This is a genomic window from Achromobacter sp. NPDC008082, from assembly GCF_042957345.1.
GTDB classification, from domain to species: domain Bacteria; phylum Pseudomonadota; class Gammaproteobacteria; order Burkholderiales; family Burkholderiaceae_B; genus Achromobacter; species Achromobacter kerstersii_A.
On sequence record NZ_JBIBIB010000006.1, the window covers coordinates 441763 to 462166 of the forward strand.

9 protein-coding genes are annotated in these 20404 nt (G+C 67.9%); 1 reads left to right on the forward strand and 8 read right to left on the reverse strand.

Annotated features, from left to right (window positions below; all coding sequences use genetic code 11):
* From ACFZAI_RS25640 to ACFZAI_RS25665, 6 genes are all read right to left on the reverse strand, one after another.
* A complete protein-coding gene (locus ACFZAI_RS25640; RefSeq protein WP_391569571.1) occupies positions 1-1926 on the reverse strand; it encodes a DUF2341 domain-containing protein in 1926 nt (641 codons plus the stop codon).
* Positions 1927-1965: 39 nt separating this feature from the next.
* Positions 1966-3582, reverse strand: a complete 1617-nt coding sequence (locus tag ACFZAI_RS25645) for a ShlB/FhaC/HecB family hemolysin secretion/activation protein (RefSeq protein WP_391569572.1) — start codon at positions 3580-3582, stop codon at positions 1966-1968.
* Between the two features lie 252 nt (positions 3583-3834).
* On the reverse strand, positions 3835-16515 hold the full coding sequence (locus ACFZAI_RS25650; RefSeq protein ID WP_391569573.1) for a filamentous haemagglutinin family protein: 12681 nt from the start codon (positions 16513-16515) through the stop codon (positions 3835-3837).
* A 142-nt stretch (positions 16516-16657) separates the two neighbouring features.
* A complete protein-coding gene (locus ACFZAI_RS25655; RefSeq protein ID WP_391569574.1) occupies positions 16658-17614 on the reverse strand; it encodes a FecR family protein in 957 nt (318 codons plus the stop codon).
* On the reverse strand, positions 17605-18129 hold the full coding sequence (locus ACFZAI_RS25660; RefSeq protein ID WP_391569575.1) for an RNA polymerase sigma factor: 525 nt from the start codon (positions 18127-18129) through the stop codon (positions 17605-17607). Before ACFZAI_RS25660 ends, ACFZAI_RS25655 begins: the two co-directional genes overlap by 10 nt.
* Positions 18119-18799: an STN domain-containing protein gene (locus tag ACFZAI_RS25665; protein ID WP_391569576.1), complete on the reverse strand. Its 681-nt coding sequence runs from the start codon at positions 18797-18799 to the stop codon at positions 18119-18121. The genes ACFZAI_RS25660 and ACFZAI_RS25665 overlap by 11 nt, the downstream gene beginning before the upstream one ends.
* Positions 18800-19027: 228 nt before the next feature.
* On the opposite strand from ACFZAI_RS25665, the gene ACFZAI_RS25670 reads away from it, so the two are divergent.
* Positions 19028-19402, forward strand: coding sequence for a hypothetical protein (locus ACFZAI_RS25670; protein WP_391569577.1), 375 nt, complete (start codon positions 19028-19030; stop codon positions 19400-19402).
* Between the two features lie 22 nt (positions 19403-19424).
* Here ACFZAI_RS25670 and ACFZAI_RS25675 read toward each other — a convergent pair whose 3' ends face one another.
* Both ACFZAI_RS25675 and ACFZAI_RS25680 read right to left on the reverse strand, forming a co-directional pair.
* The gene (locus ACFZAI_RS25675; RefSeq protein WP_391569578.1) at positions 19425-19790 is read right to left on the reverse strand and encodes a cupin domain-containing protein; all 366 of its coding nucleotides are present in this window, start codon (positions 19788-19790) and stop codon (positions 19425-19427) included.
* Positions 19791-19841: 51 nt separating this feature from the next.
* Entirely contained in the window at positions 19842-20396 is a 555-nt protein-coding gene (locus ACFZAI_RS25680) for a helix-turn-helix domain-containing protein (protein WP_391569579.1), read from the reverse strand.
* Between the last annotated feature and the right edge of the window lie 8 nt (positions 20397-20404).

Here is a 20404-nt window from a genome sequence, read left to right on the forward strand (position 1 = left end):
TTACGCGTCGGCGGCTGCGGGTTGCACGTCGCGGCCCGCCTCGCGCGCGGCGGGGCGGCTTGCGGCCGGCGCACGCGGGGCGGGGTGATAGGCGGCTTCCTGCGCCTGCGTCTCGCCGTGCACTTCGGCCAGGCGCGTGACGAACTCGTCGACGAACACGCGCATGTCGGCGCTGACTTCCTTGTTGCGCGACACCAGGCGGTTGTAGCCAAACAGCGCCGGGATGGCGACGAACAGCCCCATCGCGGTGGCCAGCAAGGCCGCGGCCATGCCGGGTGCGATGGCGTTGATGTTCACGTCGCCCGCCATGGCCGTGCCCAGGAACACGACCATGATGCCCAGCACCGTGCCCAGCAGGCCGATGTAGGGGCCACCGGCAATGGCGTTGGACAGCGAGCCGAGCTTCGAACCCAGCACCTGATTTTCCTTGGTGCGCACGGCGTCCATCGATGCGCGGATGGCTTCGATGGTGGCGGCCGAGATCGACGTCGTATCCGCGCCTTGCGCACGGCGCGTGCGGATTTCGTTGATGGCTACGCGGTACAGACGCCACAGGGACGCATGTTCCAGGCGCGTGGCCAGGGTCTTGTCATCGGCCAGCAATTCCAGACGCTGGCCCACCGTGGCGAACGACTCGCGGAACGCGTCGTTGGCGCGCGCCAGACGCGCCACATGGCGGCTCTTCTTGATCATGATGATCCACGACTGCACCATCATCAGCACCAGCACGCCGATGATGATCCAGGCGTCCAGCGGCACCGCCTTGAGCAGAAAGCCCAGGCCGCCAAAGCCGAAGCCCGACTGCTCTTCGTCAGCGCCATACGCCACCAGACGCGACTCCGCGCCTTGCGACGTGGCGTCGGCGTAGATCAGCGCAGCGGGACGCGCCACCTTCGACAAACGCACTTCGTCGATGGCGCCCACAAACGGCGCATACACCGGGCGCGCCGCGGGTGCGGCTTCAGCGGGCGCCGCGCCGTCAGCAGCAGGCGTGACCGGGGCGGCAGGTACCACAGGCGCCGGCACATCGCCGCCCAGCGCGGCGGTGGCCGCCAGCGGCGGCAGGCTTGCGGCCAGCGACGCGGTGGCGCGGCCGTTCACATACAGATGAACCTGGCTGCCATCGGCCGTTACGGCCAGATGCTGCCAGGCGGCGGGGGTCAGCGGCTGGCCGGGCTGGCTGCGCTGGCCGTTCACTTCCACAAACGGCACGCCCTGGTTGATCCCGATCAGCAAGGCGTTGCCCGCATCGCGGCGGGCATAGACCAGCTGTTCGCCGGCCGGCTGGTCGGCGCGCACCCAGGCGCTGAACGTGAACGCGCCCGCGGCGGGAATGGCCAGCGAGGGGCTGGCGGGCAACATCAAGGGGGCGGCGCCCGTGAACTGCGCGGCGCGTCCGATCACGCCATCAACGGCTGCGCCCGTGGGCGTCTGGCCGTGGTTGCTATAGGCCGTGGTGTCGCGCGGCGGCGCACCGGCCGCGCCATCAAAGTGGTAGACCAGCGTGTAGTTGGGGTCGAACGTCAGTTGGCCATTGGCGGACGCCGGCGCCTTCTGGTTGCCGTAGTACATCCAGATGTCCTGGCGCTGACCATCGGCCACCTCAGGCACGTCCACCCACACCAGCGCCATGCCCAGCAAGGGGTCGAACGATTCCAGCTGGTGGTTCAGCACGGTTTGGTCGTCGGCCGCCACGAAGCGGATGTCGGCGCCCTTTTCATGGATGCCATCAAACGTGAAGTTGCCGGTATGCAGGCGAACCAGCAGCGGCGTGCGGCCGGCGGCGCCGCCCAGCGGCATGCCTTGCGCGGTGCTGTCGACGGTGATTTGCTTGCGGTACTGCCAGTCTGGCTGCCACCAGGCGTGGGCGGCGGACGGCAATACGCCGGCCAGCACGGTCAGTAGGAGCATCAATAGGCGTTGCATGGATAAGACTCCGGGGGTGAATGTGGAAACGGCGCGCGCTCAGAAGCTGGCGCGTACGCTGAAGTTCAGTCGGGGATCGTGTTTGCGGGTGTTGGGACCGTCTTTCAGCGGATAGCCCCAGTCCAACGAGCCAGACAGCCAATCCAGCACCTGCATGCGGGTGCCCAGGCCGACGCTGGCCAGCGAGTAACTGGAATCCTGTTCGGGCAAGGGGTCGCGCAGGCGCAAGGTGGCGGCGTCGGCAAAGGCGTAGAAGCGCCACTCGTTGACGTTCGCGCCCAGCCAGCGCGCAAGCGATGGCGTGCGCCATTCCACCGAGCCCAACACCCCGTCATCCCCCGTGCGTTCGGCGGCCAGGTAGCCGCGCACGCTGGTCGCGCCGCCTGCCGAGAATTGCTCGTTGGACACGAGCGCGCCGGAGGCCAGCTGGAACGAACCGCGCAGGCCGAGCTGCCAGTCGTCAAACAGGTTTTGCGTATGCGTGCCGTCACCGCGCAGCAAGGCGAAGCTGGGGCCGGCTTGGTAGCGCTTGTCGTCGAACTCTTTCCAGTCGCTGCCCTGGTTGAAGAACGAGCCGCTGGCGCCCACGATGGACAGGCCCACGCTGCTTTGCGACGACTCGGAATAGCGGTAGCCGTTGTACGCCAGCGTGAACGGCAGGTACTTGATGGGAATCTGGTCTTCGCTGGCGCCAAAGCGCGTGGACTCATCGAACTTCTTGTAGTCCAGGCCCACAGACAGCGAATTGCTCCAGTCGCCCTGCGGGTCCATCGTGTAGATGGCCGACAAGCCAAACGAATAGCCCTTGCCCAGCACGTTCGTGCCGCCGATGGTGGCCACGTTGCTGTCGCTCTTGTAGCCCGAGAATTGCAGCCCCCAGCGCGGCGCAAGTGGCATGGAGTACGAACCCGACCAGACCTTGGCGTTATCGGTTTCCTGGGGTGCGGTGAAGAACGTCAGGCTGACGGAATGGCCCAGCTGCCACAGGTTGTCGTAGCCCAGCGACGCGGTGCTGCGCAGGCGCGTGGTGTCGGCGCTGTAGTCGTTGTTCAGGCCCACGCTGGCGTGCCAGGGGCTTTTGTCGTCGACCTTCAGGTCCACGTCCATCGTGCCGGGCATGCGCCCTTCCTTCACCACCGGCACCACCTGGCGGCTGGCGCCCTTGTTCAGGTTGGTCAGCTCGGCTTGCGCGCGGTTGAAGTTGGGCACTTCGCCTTCCTTCAAGGCGGGGACTTCATCGCGGATCGCCAACGGCGAATAGTGCTGCGCGCCCACGACCCGCACCCGGCCCACCTTGGTTTCGGAGACTTGCAGGAACACGATGCCATCGGCCACCTGCTGCTCGGGCAGGTCCACGTACACCGACTGATAGCCGCGTTCCTGGTAGATCGTCTGCAAGGCTTCGCGCGCCGATTCGATGTCGGCCAGCGTGCGGTCGGGGCCCAGGTAGGGGTAGACGGCGCGCTCGATGTCGCGCGCCTCAAGCACGGTGTTGCCCCGCACGATGTATTCGTTGATGTTGACCAAGCGTGCGGCGGCCTCGCCCGGCGCGCCCTGCGCCCAGGCTGCGTTGATCGCCAGGGCCAGAACAAGCGCTTGCGGCGCGCGGCGCAATATGGCGCGCAAGGCGCTGCCCCTACTGTCGAAATCATGCATAGCGATGCACTCAGTTCCTTGTGTGAAAACCGGTCAAGTACCGGCTGCTACCGTGCAGCGCTTCGCGACAATCCCGTTACGGTTTTCGCCCGTAACCCTGCGTCTACAGCTTCTGCTTGTTACTAGACGTACTGAGACGCCCAAGACCACGCGTTGTAAGAAAAACTTCATGAAAAAAAGCGGCCAGTGAACGCTGGCCGCCTCATGACATTCGGATGACGGCCGGCAACGCGCCGGCCGTCACGCGTTTCGTCACATCGTCAGCTTGCGCCGCTCGTCCGCGCTCAAGGCGCCCGTTTCACTGGCGTCCAACGCCCCCGCGCCCAGCACCTGCACGGCGCTGGCCGCGTCATACTTCGGCGCGGCGGATGCCGAACCGCCAGACGGCGCGGGGGTGCTCGCCCCCGCCACCGGCTCGTCGCCATACCCCAGGATCTGCACATTGATTACCGACGGCTGGTTCTGGCGCGCTTCGTTCTGCGCACGCTGTGCGGAATCCTGCGCGGCGTTCACGGCGGACGTGGCGGCGGCGCTGGCGGAGGACAACGCGCCGGTGTTGACGGACGCCGTCACCGGCACGCCCACGCTGTCGCCTTGCGCCTGGATGTTGGCGGCGTTCACCACTTGCAAGGCCGCGATGTTTACGTTGCCCGACACGCGGATGCCGGCTTCGCCCGCGTCGATTGTGCCCAGCGGGGCGTACAGGTCCACGTCGCCCGCCGGCACTTCCGGCAGCGGCGCCAGCGTGGCGATGCCCGCGCCAGTGCTGGGCGCGTAGGGCGACAGCGTCACGTTGCCGACGTCGTCGTAGACGCGCTTGGGCGGCGTGTACAACACGGTCGTCTTCGAGCCCCGGCCCGCGTTGATATCGCCTTGGGCCGACCACGCGGTGATGCCGCCGCCAAAGGTCGTCATGACCCGGCTTTGGCCCAGCAGGATGCTGCCTTGCGCATACAGCTGGATGTTGCCCTCGCCTTGCGTGATGATGCCGGCGGTTGCGGGCGGCGCCACGCCTTCCACGCCAAACACCTGCTGCCCGCCCGGCGTCATCAACTGGATGTCGCCACCAAATGTGCTTCGGATGCCGGCCGCGCCATACAGCGTCAGGTCGCCTTGATAGGCGCCCGGCGCGGTTTCCGGGAATAGCGCGGCAATGGCTTGGCGGCCGCGCAGATAGCTGCCGTTGCGCGGATTGGTCTTGTCGTTGTATTCACGGCCACCGGCCCGCAGCTCGGCAAAGTAAACCTGCCGCGCGAAGATGCGTTGCTGCTCGGCGGGCAGCGCCGCGAAATAGGCGCGCGCGTCGTCCGTGTTGCCGGCAAAGCCGTAGCGTTGCGTCAGCCACAGCAGCAATTCCGCTTCGTAGGTCTTGAAGGCCAGGCCCTGGTCCACCAGCGGGCGGCTGGGGTCCGCCGCCATGGCCGGGTCCAGATAACGCGCGATGAAGCCCGCGTAGTCCGGCCCCTTGGCGCCCACCCCCGCCTGCACGGCGATGGACGCGCCCGGGCTGCGATCGCCCGGCAATACCGCGCCCAGGCTGGTGATGGACGCGCGGTCCGCCATCAGCACATGGCGGCCGGCAGACACTTCCAGCACGCCCGGCCCCGCCACCTGGAACGAGCTGTACAGAATGTCGCGGCCCGCCGACACGCGCGACACATCCAAGGCGTCGCGGTGCAGGAACAGGTTGCCGGTGGACGTCGCCGACGCGCCGCTTGGCCCAAAGTTCAGGCCATTGGTGTTGGGCACATCGGTTGAAGCGCCGGTGTTGGTGCCAGAGGCCACGATGTCGCGCCCCGCCATCATCCACACCGGCCCCGACGCTTCGTACCACGTCTGCCCCAGATTCGGCCCCTGCACAATCGCCAGCGCTTCGCCCGTGCGCAGCCCCACGATGTCGCCATCGCGGGCATAAAAGCGCGTGACGGCATTGGAGCCTGCCGCGCTGGCCGTCATTGCATTGAAATAGAACAGGGGGAAATGGGTGTAGCGGTCGCCAGCGATACCGTCAGCGCCCTTGTTGCCCAAGACGACGTTCGTGTTGGCCTCGGACGCATAGCCTGCGAAGGCGGGCGTCAGCACGCTCGCCACGCTGGCCGGATCGGCGCCCGAGCGGTTGATGGCGTAGCCGCCCGCGTAGATCGAATTGCCCGCCAGCATTTCCAGCTGGCCGCGCGCGCCGGGCGCCAAGGTCAGCGAGTACGGCAGGCCCGTTTCCTCGTTATTCAAATAGGCCGCCGACAGCCCCGCATAGATGCTGCCGTCAAAGGCGGTAGCGCGCAGGATGGACGGGTACAGATAGCGCCCGTCGGACGGCGACGTGTTGCGCCCGGTGCGCACCGTCAGGCCTTGCGCGTTGTTCGACGTCTGCCGGCTGGGCGTCAGGTTGCCCCCCGCGCTGGACAGTTCGATGGCCGTGTTCTCGGTCCACATCGAGAACCAGCTGTAGCCGCCGCCATTGCGCAGCGTGCCGTCCGTCATGCGGTACGGCGTGCTGTTCGGCAGCGCGACACGGCCGGGGTCGCTGGCGCCGCCCACGACGAGATCGCCGCGGGTATCCAGACGCATGACCGAATCACCCGGGATCAGCACCAGCCCGCCCGTGGCGCTGGCAAGCGTGGACACGTAGGGATCGTAGCCGCGGCTGTCTTTGGCGTCTTGCTGGTTGGCCTGGTTGCCGTACCGCAGGTCCAGCCCACCCACCGCGCCGCCGGACAACTGCGCATGGCCGCGCAGGTTGATCAGCGCGCCTTGCAGGTCCAGCGCGGGTTCGCCGTAATACGGAGTGGGACCCGACGTGGACGACACCCTGCCGCGCGCGCTCGGCGTGGTGTTCAGGCCACCGCCTACGCGGATGTCGATATCGCCGCCGCCCGTCAGCGTCATGCCGCCGTCGGCCGCCACGCGGCCCGTGCTGCCCACGGCCACGATCAGGCCCTGGCTGCGCGGGTTGCTGACGGAGCCGCGCGATTCGAGGTTGCCCGCATCGCCCTCCACGCGCACGCTGACGTTGCCGCCGCCCAGCGCGCCAAAGCCCGTGAAGCCCACCAGCAGCGGCGTGTTGTCCTTGAAAGTCGAGGATGCGCGGGTATAGCTGCCGAAGTTGATCCACCATGCGGTCGGCGTGTCGCCGCCATTGGCGCTGCCCGTGCCTTGGCGCCACAGCCAGTTGCCAATGCCGACGCTGGGTTCCAGCACGCGGGCGTCAAAGGGACCGCCCGTGGTCTTGCCCCAGACGTCGCCGCGCAACGCGCCGCCCGTGTACAGGCTAAGGTTGCCGCCCGCTTCCGGGTACCACGCCTGATAGCCAGCGCCCGCCGTCACAAAGGGTTCGTAGGTGGTCGAATGATCGTCGCCCAGCACGGTGGATTCATAGCGGCCGCGCGGCAACTGGTAGGCGGACGCCACGTTGGCGGATTGCGTGCCGGCCGTGTAAACGCCATAGGCCGACATCAGGCTGATATCGCCGCCCGCCGCCAGGTTGAGATCGCCCGTGCCGGTACGCAACACGCTGAAGTTCTGCGTGTGCATGGTTACCGTCGTCGACGATTTGTTCTCGTAGCACTGATCGGCGGATAGCTCGCACTTTCCCAGGTCCTCGTCAGCGACGGGCGAGCCCGCGGGATACCCGAACCAGTTATTCGGCCCCCACGCGATCGGGGGCGGCGGCACGCACAAGCCTTCGATAGCGTCACACAGCCACAGCAGATCTTCCGGCACGGGCGAGTACGGATCAAACCCGGACGGCCCCGCTTCCGGCCCCCAGACTAGACGCGCGCCCTGTACCAGGCTGGCGTTGTAGTGGGTGTCGGCCAGCGTGAGCTTGCCGGCGTTCGGCCCGGGCAACACGCGCAGCGGATCGGCCGCGTCCAGGTCCGCGCCCGCCACCAATTGCACTGACCAAGACTGGCTGCCCGCCGGCAGCATCTGCGCCACCGCCCAGTTGCGCCGCTGATCCGCCGCCGTGCCGGGGCGCAGCTCGACATAGTCGACGCCTTCCGGAAACACCAGCTTGGTTTGCGACGGAATAAAGGCGCCCTGCTTGAGCGTGATGGTGCCGGCCATCAACAACACATTCGGCTCATAACCCTGCGTGGTGTGCAGATTCGGCAAGGCCACATTGGCCGGCCACGTGAAGGCCTGCATGGCGGTGCCTGCCGTCAGCAAGGTGCCCGCGCCCAGGCGCGTACCCGCGGGCAAATCCACCGCCTGCTTGAGAATGCTGCCCGCGGCGTACAGCAACTGGCCCGAAGCGTCGCGCACCTCGCCCGACAATACGGTGCCCGCCGCGATCGACAGCGCTTGATTCAGCGCGGCTTCGACCGGCAGGCGCGTGCCGGCGGCCAGCGTCGTCGCCTGCAACGGCAGCGCGTAGTTCAGCGTTGTGCCGCCCGGAAATTCCGTGCCGTCCGCCAGCACGACGCCCCCGCGCGGCAACACCACGTCGCCGCCAAAGGCTTGCGCGCCCGGCGTCAGAATCCAGCCATGCTCGTCATCGGGCGTGGCGGACGGCGGCGCAAAGCCGTCGTTGATGCTGCCGTACACATCCAGATTGCCCTTGGCGCGCAATGTCAGCGCGCCCGCTTCGCCCGAGCCATAGGCGGACGTCATGGCCGAGCGCGGGTTCAAGCTGGCATAGCGATAGCCCGACAAGTCCAGGTCGCCTTGCACGACCAGATCGCCGTCGGGCGTGTTGCTGACGATTTCCACGCCCGGGCGCAGATGGAACGCGTCGCGGTAGGTGGCGTTGTTCAGACCAGCGAGCTTGCCATTGAGCAGGTTGCCGTTGGCCAGCGCGTTGGCGATGAACGTTGCGCTGTCGCCATGCAACGTGTTCAGGTACGCCTGATCAATGATCTGGTAGCTGCGTCCGTTTTCCCGATCCGCCGCGTCGCCCGGGCGCGCGTCGTCATAGCGCTGCGTGGCGACCACGGAAATGGATTTGGCGCCGTCGATGGTGACGGGGCCGCGCGCCTCGATGGCGATATCGCCATAGGTCGCGGCGCCGCCGCCGTTGACCCCCGCGTTGCCGGCCGCATCGATACGCGGCGCCAGCAAGTCCAGCGTGCCGCGCGATGCGCCGTCGTGCTGGCCCGCGCCGGCACCGGGTGTGGCCGACGTGCCGTGGCGCAAATCGATGCGCGCCCCGCTGGCCAAGGTCAGCACGCCGCGCCCGGAATTCAGCTCGACCACCGCCCGGTTGGGCGCGTCGATGATCTTGCCGTAGCTGTCTACGCGCAGCACGGTGCTGTGCGCGTCCAGCACCGCGTTCGACGCCAGCGTCAGGCCATCGCGCGCCGCCATGCGGATGCGGCCCACGCGTTCTCCGCTGGCGTCCACCAGGCCGGCCACCGTCAGGCTGCCGCTATCGATGGACAGGTTGATGTCGCTGGCGCGCAGCGTGTTGCCCACCGTCAGGCTGCCTTGCTTGAACTGGAAGCTGCGCGCGCCGGTGACGGCGCCGTCATTCAAGCGCTGGTTCAAGGCATCGAAATCCGCGCTGAGCGAACCCGCTGCGCCCAGATGCTGGGCGCGGATATCGATGCTGCCCGCGCGGTACGGCACGGCGGTGCCGCCCGCATCGTAGTAGCCCGAGCTTGCGCCCAGGATGCGGCCTTGCAGGTCCACGACACCGGCTGACGCCGCCACCGCGTCGGCCCGCAGGCTGCCCGCGTTGTTCTGCTGCGCCGACACATCAATCAACGCGCCGCCTGCCTGCCGGATGCTGCCCTGGCTGCTTTCCAGAATGACGTCACCGCCCCAGCTGTAGCGCATCACATCGTTGAATGCGATGGCGCGTCCGGACAGGTCAATGTGCGATGCGCCTGTCAGCAAGACGCCATCGCGCCCTTGCACCGTGAGCTTGCCGCTGGGCAGCACAATGCGGCCGTCGATCTGCACATTCGCGCCCGACAGGCTGACCTCGCCCCCCAAGTCCTGCAGCGCCGCCGCTTGCCCGCCCGCCATGGCGGCCAGATGCAAGTCGCCACCTGCCGTGAGCCGGTTGACAGAGTTCGCCCCGCCGGTCAGCAGCGGCGTATTCAGATTCAGGTTGCCGCCGCTGTAGGCGTAGCGCCCCGTTGCGCTATCGAATGCGCCTTGCGATGCGTAGACCGACAGGCTGCCGCGATGGTTGGCCGTGATGCGGTCGCTGGCGTTCACGTTGACGTTGGCAAAGCCCAGCGCCAGGCGCGCGTTGTCATCCTGGCCGTCCGGCTGCGCGCCCTGTGCGTAGCCGAACTCGATGCGCTCAGCCTCAAGGCGCAGCGTGCCTTTACCCGTGCCGGCGCCACCCGCCACCACCGCGCCGGGCGCTTGCGTGGCGCCGTTCCAGATCAGATTCTGCGTGCGGATGCTGGCTTCGTCGCCCGCATCGCCATAGCCATAGATGGCCGGCGTGCCTAGCGCCAGCGTGGCCAGGCTGTATTTGCCGGTGACCGGGTCGCGCGTGTCCAGCGCCACGGTGCCGTAGAAGTTCATGGCTTCGCGCGCGGTCAGCGTCAGCACTTCCAGCGCGGGTGCGCCCGTGCTGGTGTCGCCGCGCAGCAGACGGCCCAGGATGTCCTGGTTCAGCGTCAGCCCGCTGGGCAAGATGCCGCGCGCGGCCGCGTCGGCCAGCGCGTCGGCCGTACCGGCGTTCACCGCGCCCACGGCCAGCGCCAGGTTGCGGGTGCCGTAGCGCACCTGGTCGCCCAGATCAAACGTGCCGTTGGTGGCGGCGGCAATCGTGCCTTCGGAATACAGACGCGTCGCGCCGTCGCAGGCTTGCGCCGCGCAGGTGCCGATGCGAATGGCGCCCGTGGCCAGCGCGTCGGGCGCCAGCACGTCCAGACGGCCATTCGATACCGCCAGCAAACTGGCTTTGCCGGGCTGGAAGGCGTAGCCGCTGGACGAATCCACCGACGGCGCGCCGCGGCCCAGCGTCGAAATGCCTGCGCCCGCCTCAAGCTCGATCGTGCGCGACGAGATCAGCACTTCCGGCCCCGTCAGTTGCGCACCGGCCCGCAGCACGACGTTGTTGGCGGATGCCTGGAAGGTGTAGAAACGCCCGCCCTGCCCGTACTGCACCATCGGCAACGCGCCGATGATCAGCCGGCTCGCGCCCAGCGCGGTCAACGCATCGGCTTGCACCGACGTGCCCTCAAACCCCGCCGTGGGCGACTGCCCCGCCGCCAGGATTTCTACCGTCGAGCTTCCGCCGTTCAGCGCCACCGCGCCGCCAAAGCCCCCCTGCGCCGCCTTGAAGTTCGCCAGGCCTTCGAAGCTGAGCGACTGCCCGTCGGCGGACCCGGTGTGTATCGCCAGCCGCAAGGTGCGTGCATCGGCCGGCAGCATGGCGCGCGGCACGCCACGCGTCACGGCGTCTGCCGCCACAAAGCTGGCATAGCTCATCTCGTTGTATTGCGACAGCGTGCGCAACACGTTCGCCGGGGTCAGGATGACCGCGCTGGCCAGAGGGTTCGCCACGTTCGTGCCGGCCGTCGACAAAGTGCCGCTGGCCGCCCACGACTGATTGCGCATCTGCATCGGCGCCACCGCCGCGCCCGCCGACGCGCCGCTATTGATTTCGACGCGGAACGCGCCGGGCAGCAAGGCATAGGTGGACGGCATCAGCGTGTAGGTGCCCGCCGGCAAACCGGGCACGCCTGCGCCCAGCGTGATCTGCTGGCCCACGCCCGGTGTGGATGCACCGGCCTCGCCGCCCGACGGCGCCACCGCGGCTTGCGCGCCCGGCACAATCGCGTAGACCGGGTTGCTGGCCAGCCCCGGCAAGGTGAATCCGCCATTGGGATTCATGCGGACAAGCGGTGAATAGCGCGCGTCGGTCGAGCCGCCACGGCCCGACACAAAGCCCGCGCCGGTGAGTTCACCGCCGCCTGACAGGTCGATCACCGAGCCCGGCATCGCGTCCACGTCGCGGAACCCCAACGTGATACCGGTGCGCAGGCTTGCTTGCCCATCCACGCCGGTTGCGCCGCCCACGCCCACCAAGGACACGTCCGCGCCCTTGAACTTGTACGACACGCCATCGGTCGTGCCGCCGTAAGGCATGAGCAGGCCCGCGCCGCTGACGGACGTGACGCTGCCGGGCAACAAGGCCAGGCGCTGCGTGCCCATCAGTTCGCCCAGGTCGCCCAGCGTGATCGCGCCCAACGGGGCGCGCAACACGCCGCCCTGCTCCACCGTGGCCGCCGCCAGACGCATGGCGCCAAAGGCCGAATAGGGCGTGGCGGGCAAGGCGTCCGTCGTGCCTGCGTGGCGGGCGATCCGCAAACTGCGGTCCGGGTCAAAGCCCTGCGTGCCGTTCGGTTTACGCGTGTAGCCCGCCAGCACTTCGGCTTCCGCCCCCGTCGCCGGATAGATCTGCGCGGCGATCAGCTCCAGATCGCCGCGGGTCCACAGACGCGAGCGCGGCTCGTTGTCGTTATTGGCCAGAAAGCGCAGGTCACCCGCGCTGTCCAGCGTCACCCGGTCAAAGCCGCTGCGCGCAATCGCCAACGGGCCGCCCACACCGCGGTTGATTGCGCCCTGCGTGCCGAATGACAAGCTGTTGCCCACATCCAGCAGGCGGCCCGCGCGCACGGTGAACGCGCCCTCGCCCACGTCGGGCGCGTCGGCGAACAGCACGCGCGGGCGCAGCAGGCCCGTGGTCGCCGCGTACTTGCCCAAGCCGGACAAGCTCACATACGACGAGGCGAGTTCGACGCGAGTTTGCGCATCGGCCTCGGGCGCCAGCGAGAATGCGCCCGCATACAGGCGCAGGCTTTGCGGCGTTGCGACACGGACGTCGCCATCGAAAGACATCAGTCCGTTGGACAGCAGCCCCAGGTGATCAAAGCCGCCGCCGGCCAGCAGGCGCGCCGTGTCCAACCGGGTTTGGCCGTAGCGCAGGCCATCGTCCGCCTCGCCCGGTTTCAAGTCGGCGTTCAGGCCCGCGTTCAGATCCTTGCTGCCGCCGCCCGCCAGCACCAGTTCGCGCGGCACCTGCACATCCACGCTTGCGACGCCATCGCCCGCGATGCGGTAGAGCGGCGTTTCCAGCGCAACATCCAAGGTGCCGCCAGACGCGTTCGCGCCGCCCGCCCGCGCAATGAACGTGCCGTCCAGATGCAGGCCGTTGTACGAGCTCAGCGAAATGCGGCCGCCATCGCGGTTCAATTGCACCGGCCCCACGCCATTCACATCCACGACCGCGCTGGCGCCCGACGCATCCAGCACCGCGCCCGGCCGGACAATCACATACGCATCGGCCGACGTTGCCGTGGCGCGGTCGTGATTGATCTCGCCGCCGATCACGATGACGCCGCCCGCATCCGCCACGCCATAGCGTCGGCCTTGCGAGTCGACGCCCGTCTCCGCGCGGCCCGCCACATCCAGCACGGCGGCTTCGCCGATCCAGATTGACCGGTTGTGCACGTCGCCGGCGGCCGTGTCGAACGACTCGGCCACATCCAGGCTGCCGGTGCGCAGTTGGCGGATATCAATCTTGCCGCCTGCCGCCGTCAGCGCGCCCGACACGGTGATTTGCCCCGCGCCCAGCAATTGAATGGTCTGGCCCGGGTCCACGTTCACCTGCGCGCCCCGGCCGATGTTCAACTCGGCATCGGTGTCAGCGCCCGCCGCCGCCAGCGTGCGGCCGCTTTGCAGCAGCAGGCTGGCGCCGCGCCGCCGCGTGGCCGTGCCCGCCACGGCGTCGTGCTGATACAGCGGCGGCAACCAGGTGTCCATCACCGCCGATGGGTCGGCGCCGGTGGGCAAGCCCGCCGCGCCCGACACCAGGCGCGAGACCGGCATCAGCACGTCGATGCGCGCATCCTCGGCCACGCTTAAGCCCTTGCGCCCGGTCACCTCGTAGCGCGCATAGCCTTGCTGGAAGAACGGCGCGGCAAGCGTCAGCAATTCCTTGTCCGCCACGGCGGCTTCGGCGCCGGGGCTGACAACGGCATTGCTGCCGGTATTACCGACCACGGCCACCTTGCCCGCCACCACCGTCAGCGTGCCGCCGCCGTCCACCCCGTAGCCGCGCAGTTCCGCGCCCAGGTTCACCATGCCACCCGAGCCGTCGTTTCCGGCCACCGCATCAATCGTGGTGTTGCCGCCCTTGCCGCCCGTCACCTTGTTCTTCTTGCCCAGCACCGCGCCCGAGCTGACGTCAATCACGCTACCGGCCTCCAGCTGGATATCGCCGCTGCTGCGCACCGACACCGAGCCGCCGTTCAGGTACGGCATGCCGGCGGTCTGCTCAGGCGACATCGCCAGGTTCGTCCACATGCCACGGGTGTCCAGCCGGCTGCGGCCGCTCAGCGTCACGTTCGGGTGCTCCGCTGCACCGGCCGCGGCATCCACCGCGCCCGACGGCGAGATCTGGTTCAGCACGTTTCCTAAGCGGATGCTGCCGGCGCGCGCGGTCAGCGTGGCGTCCACCGTCACCTGGTTCGCGAACAAGGTGATGTCACCCGCCGGCCCCACCGTCAGGTCCGACTTCACCGTAATGTCCTGAGCCGCAATCTTGATGGCGCCCAGCTTCGCGCGGTTCAGCTGCGCCGTGTCCAGGTGCAGAATGCCCGTGCGGTCCTCGGGCAACGCCGTATCCAGGTCCAGCCCGGCCGCAATGGCGACCACCTGATCAGACAGCTGAACATGCTGGATCGTCGCATCCGACATGCCCAACGCGTATTGCAACGCCCCCGTGCTCTTGATGTAGTACGGCGTGTACGTGCCGGCAATCAGTTGCGCACCGCGCGCCGCCGCCCGCTGCGATTGCTGATAGCCGTCCAGCCCGGCCTGCGCGGCGGCGGTCTGGCGTTCACCCTGATAGGTCTCGCCCACCAGCTCGCCTTCCAGCACGGCGCTCTGGGTGCCGATCACCAGCCGGCCCGCATCGCGCCCCACGGTGTAGCCGGCCTCGAATCGTTCCTTCGGCGCAATCAGCGGGTTGTAGAAATAATGCGTCTGGCCCCAGCGTTCGTGCGTCGCCTCGTAGCCCTTGTACAAGCCTGTGTACGCCAGATCGCCCGGCGCGCTCGACACTTCGTACAGCCGGCCATCCACACCCCGCAACCACGTCTGCCGGATCTTGCCGTCCTGCACATCCAGCGTGCCGCCCGACATGTTGATCTGCGACCCCGCACGCGTGACGACGTCGCCGCCCGTGAATTCAACGTTGCCGCCCTGCGCCATCCATTCGTTGACGGCATGGCCCTGCGTGCCCAGATACCCGCTCACTTCCAGCAAGCCGCCGGCCGTGTACCAGCGGTCGGTGGCGTAGCCGTTGGTGCCGGCCGGCACCAGGACCAGGTCGCGCGCATCGACCCAGACGTCATTGCTATTGAGCTTGCCGCTGTCGCGGTTGATCGGCGCATCGCGCTGCTCATTGCCCTGCACGTTGATCTTGACGCTGTTGTTCTCCATCGCCACCGGCACGCCCACGGCGCCCGCCACGTCCAGAATCGCGCCTTCACGCAGCAGACTGCGCTTGGCGGCCTGCACGGCGATCTGGCCGCCCGTGGCCAAGGTGATGGAACCGGATGCGAAATCCACCGTGCCAGCGCTTGAGATTTCCACGCGCGACAGTTCGCGGCGGTCGGCGCCCGCCGCCACGATCGGGGTGTTGGCGGCGTTGGCGGTCGTGGGCGCACGCAAGCCGTCGCGCTGGCTGTCCAACGCCAGCGCGCCGCTGCGGTCCAACAGAATGGCCGTTGTGCTGCCCTCGGCCAAGCTGATCTTGCCGCCGTCGCCCAAGGCGTTCAGGTGCACCGTGCCGCGCGTATCGACCGACGTGCTGGACAGCACCACGCCACCTTGCACAACGTCGCCGCCTGTCAGCGTCACGTCGCCCATCGCGGCCTGCATCAGGCCCGTGTTCACCACGCGGCCCGGCGCGCCGCCCGGGGTGACTTCGTTGCCCTTGGTGGTGGAAACGAGATTGCCCGATGTGCCTTGGCCACGCTTGATCACAAAGCTATCGCCCGCGGCCATCAGCGCCTGGCCGGACGGCGTGTTGATGGCGCCCGCGTTGACGGCTTCCTTGCCCAGCAGCAGCACATAGCCGCCGCCCGCGGTCGACGAGGCCGGGGCCGCCGTCTGGATCAACGCGCCCGCTTGCACGTCGATGTTGCCGCGCGCGTCCAGGAAGGTCGGCTGCGTGCCGTTGTCGGCATACAGGCCCTTGTCGCGGAACTGCGCGTCGGTGATCGTGGCGGCGGCGGCCACCAGGTTGCGCGCGTTCACCTGGCTGGTGCCGGTGAAGATCACGCCGTTCTGGTTCACCACCATCACGGTGCCATCGGCCTTGATCGCGCCCTGAATCTGGCTCGGTTTGGCCGCTGCGCCCACCACCCGGTTCAGCACCGCATCGTCCGTGCCCTGCTTGAATTGCAGCGTCGTATTGCGGCCGACGTTGAAGGTGTCCCAGTTCAGAATCGCGCGCGACTGCGTCTGTTCGATGGTGACGACCTGGCGTCCGTTCTCTACGCTGGAGGCCGCGGCCTTCGCGCCTTCCCATTTGGCCAGCTCGCCCTTGGCCACCGACAAGCCGCCTTCGACCAGACCGTCCGGCGCGTCGCCGCCATTATTGGCGGCGGCTGCACGCGCCGCCGCCTGCGCGGCCTGCTGCGCCGCGACGGCCGCCGCCGTGCGGTTCAGGTTATCCAGCGAACGCTGCAATTGTTGACGCGACTGCGCCTGCTGGCGCGCGCTGTTGCCAATGCCGGCCAGGCTGCCATCAGGCATGCGGCCCGTGCGCTGCGCGGTGGATTGCACCGCATTCTTGTCAGAGAACCAGCCCGGGCTGAAGGCGCGCTGCTGGGCCTGCGCGGCCCCGCTGGCGCTGCCCGCAATCAGCAGCGCCGTCATAGCCTGGGATAGCGGCGTCGGACGCCAGTTCGGGCGCACCCGCCCCGCCGCATTGCCCGTGTTTCGCTTGCTGCCCATTCCCGACATCCGTGCCTGCATGATCGCCATCCCTTGTTCCAATCGCGCGTGTTCGTCACCTAGAACAAGACAGACGGATGGAAAAATGCCGACCGGCACCCTGTCACAAATAATTCATCAAGGGGCCGTCTATATGGCGCACTTATGACAGCAACACGACGCCCGCGGGCAGATGTGTCACATGCGCGCCATAGGCGTCGCGAATCAGGCGTTCGGCGTCGGCCACCTGCGCCAACGAAAAGCGCGCCTGCACCAGACGCTTGCCCAGCTGTTCGTTCATCAGCACCAACCGCCCGCGGCGGTAGCGGTTCAGCTCGTCTACCACTTGCGCCAACGGCTGCTGGTTGAACACCAGCCAGCCTTGCCGCCACGCGGTGACGACGTCGGGGTCCACCTGCACGGGCGGCATCACGCGCGCATCGTCGTAGCGCAGTTCGCGGTTGGCCACGACGTCGAACACGCCTTGCGCATGCACCAGCCGCAAGGCGCCCGACAGGCAGCACAGCCGCGCTTGGCCATCGATATAGCGCAAGTTAAAGGTCGCGTCGCGCGCGGTGATGCGGCCCTTGCCGGCCACTACGACGGCGGGCGTGGAACCGCTGCGGATTTCCGCTTCGCCATCGGCCAGCTCAATGACCGCGCCATTCGCATCGCTGCCGACATTGATGCGCGTCAGCGTGTTCATGTCCACGTCCAGCGCATTGCCCAGCGACACGCGCCGCTGTTCGCCGGCGGCCGTGCGATAGTCCGCGCCCAAGGTGTCCACGCCGGGCCACAGGCCCAATGGCGGCTTGAATGCCAGGTAGGCGGCAGCCGCCGCCAACGCGCCGCCCAGAAAGGCGCGCCGGCCCGTCACGACAGGTTTGCGCTTGCGCTCCGCCACCACGTTTTGAATCGCCGGCCCCAGGCCCTGCCACAGCTGTTTCTGCTGGGCAAAGGCGGCGTGATGGCGGGCGTCCGCGCGCAGCCAATCACGAAACGCCTGCGCGTCGTCTTCCGTGGCGCGGCCCGACGTCAACGCCAGCAGCCACGCCCGCGCCTCGCGCGTCGCCGCGTCTTCGTGCTTGTTTCTTCCGGGCATGCTCATCGTCAATGCCATGGTTCTTCGTCCTGATGCAACTCCCGCGCGCAATGTTCCAGCGCGCGCTTGAGTTCTTTGGAGACGATGCGTTCCGACACGCCATAGCGGCGCGCAATCTCCGCGTGCGGCAAGTCGTGCACCCGCGCGGCCAGCACCATCTGCTGCGTGCGTTCGGGCAATTTGCGCAGCGCGCGCCCGAAGGCGTCGATCTGATTGCGGCCCTGCGCAATACGCGCGGGGTCGGCGGTCTCGTCCGTGATGTGGATCAGTTCACTGATCTCTACTCCCGTCAGCAGGCGGGAATCCCGCCGCCGCTGGTCTTCCGCGATGTTCAACGCCACCCGAAACAGGTAGGCCGCGGGCTGCTGGATCGACGAGCTGGCAGGCAGATCATTGACCTTCAAGAACGCCTCCTGCATCGCATCATGCGCCAGGTCTTCCGACCCCAGCCGGCGCTTGAGCTGATTACGAAAATCGTTGTAGCGCTCTAGAAACAACGAACGCAACGACGTGTCGGCCGGCTTATCCCGCATGGACGGCTCCTGGCGCATCGGCGCATTCCGCCGCACTGCGCGGCGTCAGCAACACCGTCAACGGTTGCGGCAAGGTGGCAGGCAACGGGCCGATCACCACACCGCGCAGGGCCGCTTCCAGCCGATTATCCAAACCTGCCTGGCCGGTGGACGCCACCCAGCCCACGCGCGTGACGCGCCATGCCTTGTCAAACCACAGCTGCACCAGCGCCCGGTAACTGCCCGGCTGCGTCGCCGCCGCGGCGCACAAGGCGCGCTTTAACGCGCCCTGCACGACGGCGGCGTAAGGCGTATCGCGCAGGCGCTTGCCCGAACGCGCGGTGGCCGCAGCCGACGCATCAGGCTTTTCCACCAGCGTGAACGAGCGCTCGCTGGCGTAGCGGATGGCCAAGGGCGAATCGGCCAGCAGCTTGCGCAGCGCGTCGCCCGGCGTATAGCGGCCGACCACCGCTGGCGCCTGCCGCCCCGCCGTCAAGGTGCTGTCGACCAGCACGGTCAAGCCGCTGGCCAGGCTGTATTCCACCAGCGCCTGCGCCAGCGGCTGCGCGGCAATCGCAAACTCAATGGGCTTGGCGGGCGGCGCGGCCCAGGCTGACGGCGCCAGCGCCAGCAAGCCCAAGGCCAGACACGCGCGCAGCGCCACGCCGCGCCCCTTGAAGGCGCCGCTCATGAACGTGACCGCAAGGGGGAAGTGCCTGACATGGCCGCAACACAGGACGCCTGGGCGCCCGCCCTAACAAAAGCCGCCATGCTAGAGGCGCTGAATGACGCATTCGTGACACTGTGCGCACACGGCACGCGCGGCCGCCACGCAACGGTCACCTGCGCGCACGTGGCCGTCTCTATACTTTGCAGATTGCGCCGGCTGCGACAGGCCGGGTTGGTTCAAGGAGCGCGCATGCGCACGGTGTTACGGGCGATTGGCTTTGTTTTGTTGGCGCTTGCCGGGCCGCCGTCGTTCGCGGCCGACGCGCAACCCGCCGGCGCATCCGCCGCATCCGGCGCATCCGGCGCACGCAGTGCCCCCGCGCCCGCCGCAGCAGGCGGCGCGTGCATCGACACGGAAGTCAACGGCTACCGCGCGCTGTCCTATGACTGTCTGAACCAGAAGATGGCGCCATCTGCGCCGGTGCGGCCCGCTCCGAGTCTGGAGTCTGAAGCCATCACGCAACGCCCGCCCAATCAGATGGGCCTCCCCACGCCGGCCACCATTGGCAACCGCATGGGCAATACGTTCGGCACGTCGGCGTATCCGCAACGGCCGCAGCCGTAACGAGCCGGCGCGCGGCCGTGCGTCAGGCCAGGCGCGTGATGAAGTAGATCTTCTTCACGAATTGGTCCACTTCCCAGCGGCCCGTATAGCCCTCGGGCATGACGAAGGCCTCGCCCACGGTCAGTTCGTGCACGGTGCCGTCCGGGTCGACCAGCCGCGCCGAACCTTCGATGATGGTGCCAAATTCGATATAGCCCGTGGTGTTTGCCTGGAAGACGCCCGCCGTACTTTCCCACACGCCGGCTTCCGCCTTGCCGGCATGGCCTTCAAAGGCCGTCACCGTCAAAAATGCCGCATCGCCTGAAATCGGGCGGCGGGGCTTGCCCGGCACCGGATTCTTCAGCGGGCCGGTATCGATGCGGACCAGCCGCGATTGATCATGCTTCATGGGGTACCTGTATGTCGTTATCGGTAGGGGTATGGCCGGCAACCCGGCGCATCAATGCGCCGCGACCACCAGCACCTCGGCCATGGCGCGGCTGACGGTGCGCATGCGATGCGGCAGTTCGGAATCGAAGTAAACGGAATCGCCGGTGTCCAGGCGGAACTGTCGCTCGCCCACTTGCACTTCAATCGACCCTTTGATCACCAGCAGGAATTCTTCGCCCGGATGCGGAAACACAGCGGCGGCGTCTGGAAAGTCGCGCGGCGGATGCACCACAAAGGGTTCCATCGCCTTGACCTTGCGGCGCCCGGCCAGCGATTCGTAGCGGTATTCCGCGCCCAACCCGCCCCGTTGCAGGGCTTCGCGATCGGCCACGCGCACCACGCTGACCACTTCGTCCTGCGCCGCGTCGTCCGCCCCCACCAGTTGCGACACGCCCACGCCATAGGCTTCGGCCAGCCGCAACACGGTGGAGATCGACGGCTCGCTCAAGCCCCGCTCAAGTTTCGAGAGGTAGCTCTTGGTCAAGCCCGTACGTTGCGCCAGCTGTTCCAAAGACAGGGATTGCTGGCGGCGCAGGGTGCGTAGGCGGTGCGGCAGGTCGATCATTGGGGCAA